Genomic DNA, 11,694 nt, shown 5'->3' on the forward strand with positions numbered 1-11,694 from the left:
ATTAAAACTTTGCAAGGAATATTCTCTTTCAAGGCTTTTGTAGGAACTCCTACAAAAAAATCTTACGGGGATCCTTCCTCATTCTAAATCGCTTTTCTAACTTGAAATTCTCAACAAAGGACTCGAACTCATGGAAAGCCCCACATAAGCGGCGGCGACCGCGTCCCAGGAATCGTCGTGTCCTTTCAAAAGATCAATATTCAAAAGAAGTTTCAGCGCGTGACGAATTTGTTTTTTATCGGCTGTTCCGCTTCCCGTAGTTCCTTTTTTGATCTGAGAAACGGTAGGTTCCAAAATTTGAATATTCTTTTCCGCTAATGTAATCAGAAGAACCCCCCTCGACTCAAAAACCCGGGAAGCAGTCTTTTTATTTTTCGCGAAAAACATTTCTTCGACAGAGGCGATCGTGGGTTCGAATTCTTCCAATACTTCGTTCAATCCCTTTTTTAAGAGGAGAAGATTTTCCGGACTCGGCGTCCTCGATGGAACCTCGACCGTTCCGTAAGTTAGAATCCGAATCTGCGAAGATATCTTTTCCAATACCGCATAACCGGCTCTATGCGAACCGGGATCGATTCCTATGATTCTCACTTTGAGTTTTCCGAAAAAAGTATCGTTTTGAGGAAGGCGTTCGATTCTTCTTTTCCTCGAGCGTTCAGGAAAAGAAGAATTTCAGGGTTTAAAAAAGAATCATTCAAATTCTTTTTCGAGAGAAGGGGCGAGTTCGAAGTTGGAAGTCACCGAAGTAACGTCGTCGTGACCGTCCAACTGATCGATCAACTTCATCACTTTTTCTGCGGTTTCTTTGTCGGCGATTTCCGAACTCACGAGGGCTATATAACGGATTTCCGATTCTTCCGATTTAAGCCCCTTTTCGTTCAAAGCGTGCATAACGGCTTCGTAGTCGTCCGGAGCGGTGATCACTCGAAAAACTTCTCCTTCGTTGACTACGTCTTCCGCGCCGGCTCCGACCGCAAGGTCCACGAGTTCGTCTTCGCTGATCTGAGAGGATTCTAAAACGATCACTCCTTTTTTTTCAAAAAGCCTGCTGACCGAACCCGAGGTAGCAAGAGAGCCTCCGAGTTTTGTGAGAATACTTTTGACTTCGGGAGTTGTTCTCGACTTTTTATCGGTGACCGCAGAAACCATAATCGCGATTCCTCCCGGACCGAAACACTCGTAGAGACATTCTTCGTATGTTACACCTTCTAAATCTCCCGTTCCTTTTTTGATTGCCCTTTCTATATTGTCTTTGGGCATGTTCACTGACTTGGCCTTCAGCACCGCGAGTCTGAGTCTTGGATTCCCTTCCGGATCTCCTCCGCCCATTCTTGCAGCGACCGTGATTTCTTTTCCTACTCTAGTAAATATGGCTCCGCGTTTTGAATCGATCGCGTCTTTTTTACGTTTGATCGTCGCCCATTTCGAATGTCCGGACATGCTTTCCTATCCCCTAAGATTTGCTTTTGATGACTGGAATCAAACGAGGTTGATTCAGGATGATACTTTCCAAAAATCAAAAAAAAGACATTCTGTCCATCCTTTTCAGAAATGAATTTCGTTCGGAAAGAAGAATGGAAAATTCTTTTCTTTCCCGATTCCCTTGCTTAGAATAGACAAATGGACTCGTTTTCAACCGATTCTAAAAAGAATCTTTCGCAATTTCTTTTCGGAAAAAATCTTCTCGCAAGAGCTCTGGCCTTCTTTCTTTTTGTGCAATTTTTTATCGTCTGTGATCGAAGCCAAAACCAGGAACAAAAGGAAATTCTCCTCAAACTCATCGGGGACTTTCAGGTTGACCTCCAAAAAAATCTACAAACCGCGATTCAAAAACAGGGAGTTGTCGGCGCCCTCGAAGTTTGCAGAACGATTTCTCCTCGGAAAGAAAAGGAACTAAGCGAAGAATTTCCGGCTATGAGAATACGGAGAGTTTCGGAAAAACCGAGAAATCCGGATCACAAACCGGAAGAATGGGAAGCTCGTATTTTTAAAGAATGGGCCGAAGCGGGTAAAACGGGAATGCCCCCTTACACGGTAATTCTCAACGAGAACAATCAAATCAAAATTCTCAAACCGATCGTCTTGGAGAATCCGACCTGTCTAAAATGTCACGGCGGACCTACCGATATCAGCCCGGCAGTCGCAAAAAAGATCGCCGAACTTTATCCGAAAGACAAGGCTACGGGATATAAACTCGGAGATCTCAGAGGAGCTTTCTCGGCGACTTGGTGATTGCTCTCGAACCCACAGATATATTTGAATTTTAGAATATTCTAAAATTCAAAAGTTATTTAAAATACGGCGCATAGCCCTTCCAAATTCGTTTTTTAGTTTTCGAAATTTAGAATTTGATCTGTATGCCGATGCTGATCAGAGGATAGTATTTCACCTTGCCGCCGAAAGCGGTAGATTCGATATAATTGGAATTGTAGATAGGAGAAGGATTACTCGGAGTTGTAATTCCCGTTAAAGGATTAGTGGAAGAACTTCTTGAATACGGACCGAAATTATTGTAAGTTTCGCTGATCTGATTTCGGTTTCCGAAAAAATTGATAAACTCCAGATAAGTGTTCACATATCCCCACTGATAGTTCATAAATCGATCGATCCGAATATCGAGCTGGTGAAAGTCGGGCCATCTTCCGGAATTATAATAATCAGCGTATTTCGGATTGTAGAGATTGATTCCGGTCGACGCGATCCCCGCGGCTTTGTCCGAGCCGACGATCGGCGTAATCGGAACGTTTGTAAGATAAGTATATTTACTTCCAATCTGCCAATCCTGACCGATTTTCCACGCGAAAACTATATTCAAAATATGTGTTCTATCGTAATCGTAGAGAAGAAGTTTATCGTTATCCACGAGGAGTTCGAAATTTCCGTCGTCGTAGTAATTGAGATAATTTCCTCCTTCGTGAAGCTGATATTGAAGTTTCCGATTTCGGTTGTTCCGAGTACGCTCGTTTTCCTCGTCGTCGGTCAACTGAGGCTGATGATTGTTTCTTTTGGAAATGGAGTTTGTATAGGAAATCCAACCGAAAAATCTTCTATGAGAACCCTGATTCGCCTTTAAAAAAACTTCCACACCTCTGGAGAATCCGTCCCTTGCATTCGAATAATTCATATTTCTTACGATCAAAGGATTTTTATTCACGTCGTCGGGACGGTTTACGATGTCCCGTTTTTCATTGTTAGGTTGATACGGATCTTGGATGTAAGAATCCGGAGTGACAAGATTGGAATATTGATTGTGAAAACCCTCCACCTTGATCAAATAATCGGAAGTCACTCTTTGTTCGATTCCGACCGAAGAATGAATCGAATGCTCCATCTTTAGATTCGGATTTCCGGATCGAGAGGAGAATTGTTCGATCTGAAGAGGCGCGTTGTAGTGTTCTCCGGTTCCCGCTAAAAATTTGGTTCCGGTTTTAAGAATTTCGTATTCCGCCCTTCCTCGAAACGCGTCCCGTTTTTCGTGAGCCTTATCGTAGTAGTCGTGACGATAACCGGGAAGAACGCTGAATCCTCCGATCTTAAATTCCAATTCCGCAAACCCCGCGATCTCTCTCGTGTGAATCTGGTCCCCTTCGATAAGAGCTCTAAACTGACGATTGGAATCCAAAAGACTGTTGAAAAAATCCAAAAAAGTCGCGTTAGACGACTTAATGTCTTCACCCTGAAGTTGAATCCTTTTATCCCGAAGTTGTCCCCCGAAACGAAACGTTAGATGTCTTTCCAGGAGAGTGATCCGAGTGTTGTTTTCCACGAAGTTTAGATTTTGTGTCGTTACGTTGGAAAGCCCGAAGATCTGTTCTGCTGTGAGCGGATTCTTAAAATCCACTTCGAAATTTTCCCGAAAGTAATTATTGGAAATGGAAATAGAAGTTTCAAACCAAGACTTATTGTTGTAAGAATATCGAAAACCTGAAGTTCGGAACAATCTTTCCAAACCGACAGGCGGACGGCCCGAGGCCGCTTCTTGGAGAGAGGAAAGGCCGAGAAATTCCTTTTTGCTGTTCTCAAAGTCGTCTTGTGCCTTTGTGTATTTCTGTTTATCTTTGGCTCCAAAAAGAAGAACGTTAAAGGTATGATTGTTTCCGGGTTTCCAGTTAAACTTTGCCTGATAATCTTCGTAGTCCGCGTATTTCGCGTCGGGAGGAATTCCGTCCGGATAGAGTTTTAAAAGGGCTACGTTCGGATACGATTTCCTGGCCGAAACGATCGCAAAAAGATTATCCGTGATTTTGTTCTGGTGATAGACGTCCGAAAGAAACGTATTTAAGTTTACGATGGAGAATGTTTTCGCAACCGCGTCCGGCGTTCGAATATCGATGATTCCACCCGTGGCAAAACCGAACTGAACTGGAAAGGCCCCCGAATAAATGTTAAACGACTTTATAATATTATTATTTAGTACGGAAGATTGGTCTCCGAGGTGATACGGATAGGACATTGGAAAACCGTCGAGATAATAACCGTTCGCGAGAGCCCCTCCTCCCCGCATCACCAGAAACCCTCTTTCACTATTGGAATACGGATTCGAACTTCCTACGCTATTGACAAGACTGTTAAACGAAGAGGAAGAAAGTCCGATCGGCGGAACCGCGACGATTCCGGGTAAAGTTTGTATGGCTTTGAGAGCGTCGTTCTGAGCTCCGGGAAGCCTTCGAATCTCTTCCTGATGAAGCGTATATCGGGAGAGGGATTCCAAGTCCTTATCTCCGATCACGTTGATTTCACCGGCTACGGGTTTACGGATAAAAAGGAATTTTTTCTGACCGTCGTATTCCACCGTTATGCTCTTTTTGAATACGCGCTCCGACGTCATAATTCTCAGATTATAAGTTCCGGGTCCGGGGAACGACGCCTTCACGACTCCTTCTCCGTTTGTGATCAAATACTTTCCGATTTCCTGAAATACGACGGGAGTATTTGCGACTGCGTTGTTTCCGGATTCTTCCGTAATCACAACTTCGACTTGCAAAGGTTTTTCCGCAAAAAGAGGGTTTGAAAAGAATTCACAAAGAAAAAGAAAAACAAAAAGACTTCGATTTGAAATTCCGAGTCGGAAACGACGAGACGGCAAGGAGGTTCCCAAAAAAAGGAAGGTTTTCAAAAAAGAAAAGAATCGATCGATCGTATGTCTTGCAAAGATTTTCATTTCTGGATCGGAAACTTCAAAAAACAAATGCGGACTTGTTTTTCAATCCATTATTCTTTCTAAAAAACCAATTCCTTGAGGATCGTAGATACTCGGAATCTCCCAAAAGACCTTTTGAGAACTAAAAAGCCCGATCCTTTCGGGCCCTCAGGCAAAACAAAAATCAAATTAGGATTCATTCGGGATCTCGTTCAAAAATTTAAAGGAAACCGCCACGACTTTCGGTAAACCCGTAATAAAAACGAGGGAGTTCCCGCAGATTACTTCTCTTGAGAGGTTTATAAACTTTCTGCGAGACTGATTTTTCTAATATTCTTATTGGAGTTCCTACATCTTGAGTTTTTGGGGCAGGCTCCGAAGCCAATCAAAGGAAAATGAAAACTCTATTTCCGACTGCAGCAACGGGAAATTCGGAATCAAGATTTTATTCCACGTCGAAAAGTTTGTCGTTCCAAATACCGTCCTCGCCATGGAGTTGACAAAAACGATTCTTAAAGTCGGAACGGTCCGCAAAAACGATCCCTTCCCTATTTTTTACACCTTCGCTTTTGGACTCAGTTTTTATTTGACATCAAACCATTATTAGTTTTATATAAAACTAATAATGGTGAACAAGATGAAACAAAGTTCTTTCTGGACAACCCGATTCTTCCAATGGAAAATGTTTTTGAAATACCCGATCTACTGGAGATGTGGAGGAAGAATTCTTCAATTTTCAGAAGATCTTAGAGAGATCAGGGTAAAACTCCCCTTCAATCGTAAGACCAGAGGTTTGATGGGAACCCACTTCGGAGGTTCACTCTACGCTTTTGTCGATCCGATCCCACTTCTTATGCTCAAAAAAAATTTAGGCGAAGATTATATCCTCTGGGATATCAACGGCTCGATCGAATACGTGAAGGCGACTTCTCAGGATGTCTTTGCAGATTTAAGAATTCTTCCCGAAGATCTAATCGACATCCATCAAACCTGTACTCAAAAGAAAAAGACCCATTTTAAAATCGAAATTCCGATCTTGGAAGCGAAAGGAGAATTGATAGCAAAGGTCGAAAAAACGATCTATATCCGAAGAAAGCCCCAGCGCTCTTTCAAAGGAAAGGTCGAACTCAACACAAACGGCGTTTGATACTTTTCAAACGCTCAAAAAATCACTTACCTGATTGCGGCTAACGTATATCCGCTCATTTTTTTTCACTCAAATCCGAACAAGTTTCTTTATTGGTCTTACTTAATTTTTTGAATCCTCAAACGATAAATCAAATTATATCTTGATAAATTTTACCGGGAAAAAAATCAGAAATTAACTGTAAATAGATTAGAATGTCTTCTACCGCATTCGCTTTTTCAAACGTTTTTGAGACGGACAATATGGAAATTTTAGAATCCGATTAAGCTGAAAAAAAATCCTATATTCCCCAATCCAAGGAAGCACATGAAAGAACAACTCATCTATCAAGACGCAAGCTCGAATAAATTCTGGAACATCGAAGTCGCAGGAAATACGTTCACGGTTACTTACGGAAAAATCGGAACCGGTGGTCAGACTCAGACAAAAAGTTTCGACACCGATGAAAAATGTCTAAAAGAAGCTCAGAAACTTTTAAGCGAAAAGTTAAAGAAGGGCTATCAAAATTCCGGAGATGTCGGTGGGATTACTTCCTTCGACTCTTTCGAAAGCGGGGAGAAAAAAACGGTAAAAGGTAAAACGGAAGACAAGGACACAAAAATCCAAATAAAGCCTGACGTTATGAACAACGGGGCTACTCTTCCAAAGATCGCGGAAGAAAAAAGGAACAAAACCGAAACTTCTTCCACAAACGGCTCATCGGAAAAATCACATTCAAAAAATGGAATTTATCAAATCGAGGAAAAAAAACTCAAAGAACCGGTCGAAAAAACTTTGGGTATTTCTGAGGAGGATCTTTTGATCCGATCCAACGAAGTCCCGATTCGTTCTAAGGAAAACGACCAACCTTTTGATCTGCAATCAAGGATCGAAAAACTCTCCTCCCTCGATCGAGCCTCCAACTGGTGGACCGTGGATTGGACAAAACAGAACATTCCTCTGTTTATGAGCAAAGAAGAAGCTCATTTCTGGTTTTTAGCCCTCGCTTGTATGGATGTCCTGGACGAGTACGAAGATAAAAAAAAGACGCGTACCATTCAGAAACTTCAAAGTTTTCTAAACTCCCAGACGATCGACGGGAATCTTTCTCTCGAAAACGCGATGATTCTTTTGGAAAGAAAAGAAGGCACCTGGGAAGAAAAAAGAACCACACCTCCCTCCTATATCGCGCTCCCTTTTTATCACTTATTCGGTTTGGAAAAGACGATCCATTTTCTGGCGACCTACAATCATCCTGAAGATATGAAAAAAGAGGATTCCACCAACGGGAGCTACTATGAAGGTTTTGCAAGACTGCTTCCGATTTTGGACGAATCCGAAAGAAACCTTTCTAAAGAACTGATCAGACCTCATCTAAAACAAGAAGAATTAAAATACGGTCAAATCATTTCACCTTTCCTGATCGCTCTGGATCTGAAAATGAAAGAGGAACTATTAGCGATCGTGGAATCCTGGAAGCTGGAAAAACCCGCGATCAACTATACGTATTCGGAATACAGAAAAAAGATCATCTTTCTTTTAGAAGATTCTGAAATTGTAAAACGTAATATGCGCAAAATCGGACATTTACTGAAATCCGCCGAGGAAATAAAACGATGGCTCGGAATCACCGGTTTTTCCGATCTAGAATGGGTCGCGCTTTCCATAAGGGAAGTTTTCGGTTCTTATTACAACGAACCATATAAGGAAATGCTCAAGTTATTTTTGGGAATCAGGGCCGCCGAGGCGGCGCGTCCGATGTTGTTTCTTTATACGATTCCAAAGCTGGCTGCTGAGACCAAAAATTGGTTCGTGGAATATCCTTACTTTGCCATCGAAGGTCTGACAGCTTCGGTCCTAGACGAGAACAAAAAAATTTCCGAGGCGGCGATCGACATTCTTCAATCCTTATTTGCAAGGGGTTACGGAAACGAAATCATTCGAGAAACGGAAAAACATTCCTCGGAAATCCAAGAAATCGTCAAAAACAGAATATTAGAAAATTCTACACTAAACGCTGAGGCTTTCGACGAATCTACGACTCCGGCTTGGCTTTTCGACGCCATCCGCGAAGTTCCCAAAAGTAAACCGATCGCTTGGCTCGTGCCCGAGGAACTTCCTCCGATCCTCGTTCAAAAACAAAAGCTCTCAGTTTTGCAAACCTCGGCGGTATTATCGGAGCTGAAGGAAAAAGGTCTGGAAGGAAATTCTCCCCTTTTGAAAGGTCTGAAGGAACACGCCGATCAAGTCGCTTTAGACGACTTCGTCTGGAAACTTTTCGAACTCTGGATTTCCTTAGGCGCGCCCAGCAAGGACAAATGGGCGTTTACCGCCTTGGGTCGATTAGGCGGAGATCGTATAGCTCTCAAGCTAACCCCGCTTATCAAAGTTTGGCCGGGAGAATCCCAGCACCAGCGTGCGGTTTTGGGATTGGAAATTCTAAAAACGATCGGTTCGGATACGGCGCTGATGCAATTAAACGGAATCGCTCAAAAGGTGAAGTTCAAAGGTCTCAAAGAAATGGCCAACACCTTTATGGAATCCATCGCCAAGAAAAAAGGACTTAGAAAATCGGAACTCGAAGATCGAGTTGTTCCGGATTGCGGTTTGGATGAAGAAGGAAAACGGGAATTCGATTTTGGTCCGCGTAAGTTTCAATTCGTATTCGGTCCCGATATGAAACCGATGATAAAAGACGAGGACGGCAAGTTAAAGGACGATCTTCCAAAACCGAATTCCAAAGACGATGAGGACTTGGCGAACGCTTCCTTGGAAGAATGGAAGCTGATGAAAAAGCAGATCCGCGAAATCGGTAAAATTCACGTCCGGAGAATGGAGCACGCGATGGTCACCGGAAGAAGATGGAAGGCGGAAGAATGGGAAATACTCCTCGCCAAACAACCGTTAATGAATCATATCGCTAAAACTCTTCTTTGGTGGGTTTGTTTTCCGGATCGCGAAAAGTCGATCGAAGTTTTCAGACTAACCGAAGAAAGGGACTACGCGGACATACAGGATCATTCCTTAGAACTTCAAGGAGGCTCCTATATCGGACTCGTTCATCCCTTGTTGCTTTCGCAAGAGGAGAAAAAAAGCTGGGGACAATTGTTTTCCGATTACGAGATCCTTCCTCCGTTTCAACAATTGGGAAGACCCGTATACGTTCTTTCCGAATCGGACAAACAAGCGCGGGAGATCCCGGGATTTAGGAATTCTAAGATCAAAGCGGAAACTCTCGTGTTCGGGCTGGAAAAGTTGGGCTGGTCCCGAGGTTCGGCGGGAGACGGCGGTGGATTCGACGAACATTCGCATCAGTTTTTGGCGGACGATGTAACCGCTGTTATACGATACGACGGAGACGATCTCGCTTACGGAAACATAGGCGGGCAGGATTTGGAATTGGAAGGGGCTTATTTCGTGAAAGGACTTCGAGAACCGTCTTGTTACGAAGACAAGGAAGAGAAACTTTCATTGGAGGAGATTCATCCCGTCGCATTCAGCGAAACCGTTCACGGTTTAGTCCAGGTCACTGGTTTTACATATCCCGCTTCGAACGAGGATTCTCTATTGGAAGCTGCAAAGACCGTCTTGGAAAATCTCAAAACTCCTGAGAAGAAAGAGGAAGTATTCGACGAAATCGATTATACCGAAATCTACAACGGATTCCCGGCGGCTTTGAAAAAACTTCTTTCCGATTCTCACGGAATCACAAGATCGAAAAATCATAAGAACATCGCGAAAATTACAAAACTATATATCAGAAGTTCTGATAAAATTTCTACAATTGAAGAATTTAAGTTTTTTACCAAATTGGAAGAATTAACGATTATCGGATCCGTAAAAGATGCGTCTCCTTTGGCGGAATTGAAAAACCTAAAAAAAATCGAACTACGCGAATGGAACGTAAAAGACCTTGCCGTCCTTTCTTCCTGCACTCAATTAGAAAAAGTAGAACTAAGATATATTCAAGGTTTCGAATCCGATTTCGATTGCAGCGATTTGTTCAACGACTCAAAGGCGGAAATCGAGTTAGATCTAAGTAATATAAAATTCGAACGTTTTCCGAAATCCGTTACGACTTTCAAAAGCCTAACTTCGCTTTGTCTGCGGGATTGTAATCTAACGGAAATAGACGAAAGTATCGGAAGCCTAAAACGACTTACCAAGTTGGAACTAAGTAGAAATCAGCTGACCGCATTGCCTGCAAGTTTAGAAACCTTAGAAGAATTGACCGAGTTGTACTTGGACTCGAATCAGTTTTCGGAATTTCCGAAAACTGTGTGTTTGCTTAAAAATCTCAAAACTCTCTGGGTGCGATGGAATCCGGTCGCTTCCTTACCGGAGGGAATCGGAAATCTTAAATCTCTGACCGATTTTAGTATGCACGGGAATCGACTTTCTTCGATTCCCGGATCGATTCAAGAATTGGATTCCTTGAACGATTTGGATTTATCCAAAAATATGCTTTCAGAATTTCCCGAAACGATTCTGAACCTCAAGAATCTAGAAAAATTAGATATCGGAGAGAATCCGCTTCGCACTTTACCCGAAAAAATAGAAAAACTGGACTCTCTTAAAACGCTGATAGTCGATAGCACGCTGATTGAGTCCTTGCCGCCTAACATCAAAAAAATGGCAGGGTTAAAAACAATCGATTTGAGAAAAACAAAAATCAAAGAATATCCCGATTTTCTTGCGGAGATAAATTCCCTGACTGATATCCGTTTCGAAAGCGAAGAATTCGAAAGACTGAAAAAATGGTGCGAATTCGAATATTCAAAATATATGAACCTTCTCCATGGAAGAAAGTATCCGGAGGCCGCGACTAAGATTAAACATTTGTTTCTTACCAAGGCGGAGGACTTTTTAAAACTCAATCAATGGGAAGTGAAATTAAAAATCTCCGACGGATACTACCGTAAGGCGGAGGTCTTTGCCGCGGACGTCTACGCGTTAGCCGCAATCCTAAAGGACGAAGAGATCTATTCCATAGCCGCAAAAATGATCGGAGACAAAAATGCAAACGCGAGGGTGCCGTTCAATCAAGCCTGCTATTTCGCATTAACTCAACAAAAAGAACCGATGTTAAACGCAATTCGAAAGGCGAGAGAATTGGGTAAAAAAAAGGATGAATTTACCGGCGAAAACGATTTCAACTTTTACAAAAAAGATCCGGACTTTTTAAATGCGATCGAATAGAAGTTCAGGTATCTGAAAAATTTGGGCCGCGTCCCGCCCCGATCGAATAGAACGTGTAAGATATGTTTTAGTTTGGCGGGTCGGGCTCTCGGCTCCAGTCAAGTTATTACAATTTTTTAGAGCAGAAAAGACTCTCTTTAAAAGGCAATAACTTGACTCCGCGTCGATCCCTCGCGGGGAGACTTCTTTGATTTCAGTCTTTTCATCGTAAAACGAAGAAGTGAGGAGT

General features: G+C 42.5%; 5 protein-coding genes and 2 pseudogenes. 4 read left to right on the top strand and 3 right to left on the bottom strand.

What is annotated here, in order from left to right; all coding sequences use genetic code 11:
* Positions 1-96: 96 nt before the first annotated feature.
* Positions 97-591, bottom strand: a complete 495-nt coding sequence (locus JWG44_RS11145) for a crossover junction endodeoxyribonuclease RuvC (protein ID WP_205275031.1) — start codon at positions 589-591, stop codon at positions 97-99.
* A gap of 99 nt (positions 592-690) precedes the next feature.
* Positions 691-1,440 (bottom strand): YebC/PmpR family DNA-binding transcriptional regulator, encoded by a 750-nt coding sequence (locus JWG44_RS11150; protein ID WP_118970549.1) that lies wholly within the window; start codon positions 1,438-1,440, stop codon positions 691-693.
* 180 nt (positions 1,441-1,620) lie between these two features.
* On the opposite strand from JWG44_RS11150, the gene JWG44_RS11155 reads away from it, so the two are divergent.
* Complete coding sequence (locus tag JWG44_RS11155; protein ID WP_205275032.1) at positions 1,621-2,232, top strand: Tll0287-like domain-containing protein; 612 nt, start codon at positions 1,621-1,623, stop codon at positions 2,230-2,232.
* Between the two features lie 109 nt (positions 2,233-2,341).
* Here the strand turns inward: JWG44_RS11155 and JWG44_RS11160 are convergent, their stop codons facing one another.
* Complete coding sequence (locus JWG44_RS11160; protein ID WP_332460788.1) at positions 2,342-5,059, bottom strand: TonB-dependent receptor plug domain-containing protein; 2,718 nt, start codon at positions 5,057-5,059, stop codon at positions 2,342-2,344.
* A gap of 718 nt (positions 5,060-5,777) precedes the next feature.
* Here JWG44_RS11160 and JWG44_RS11165 point away from each other — a divergent pair.
* The 3 genes and pseudogenes from JWG44_RS11165 to JWG44_RS11170 form a co-directional block, all read left to right on the top strand.
* On the top strand, positions 5,778-6,287 hold the full coding sequence (locus tag JWG44_RS11165; RefSeq protein WP_205275034.1) for a DUF4442 domain-containing protein: 510 nt from the start codon (positions 5,778-5,780) through the stop codon (positions 6,285-6,287).
* Positions 6,288-6,593: 306 nt separating this feature from the next.
* Positions 6,594-6,803, top strand: a pseudogene (locus JWG44_RS22670) (WGR domain-containing protein); the annotation flags it as partial.
* Positions 6,804-6,995: 192 nt separating this feature from the next.
* A pseudogene (locus tag JWG44_RS11170) lies at positions 6,996-11,465 on the top strand (DUF4132 domain-containing protein); the annotation flags it as partial.
* Positions 11,466-11,694 lie beyond the last annotated feature (229 nt).

It is taken from the genome of Leptospira ainazelensis (assembly GCF_016918785.1).
Classification (GTDB): Bacteria; Spirochaetota; Leptospiria; order Leptospirales; family Leptospiraceae; genus Leptospira; species Leptospira ainazelensis.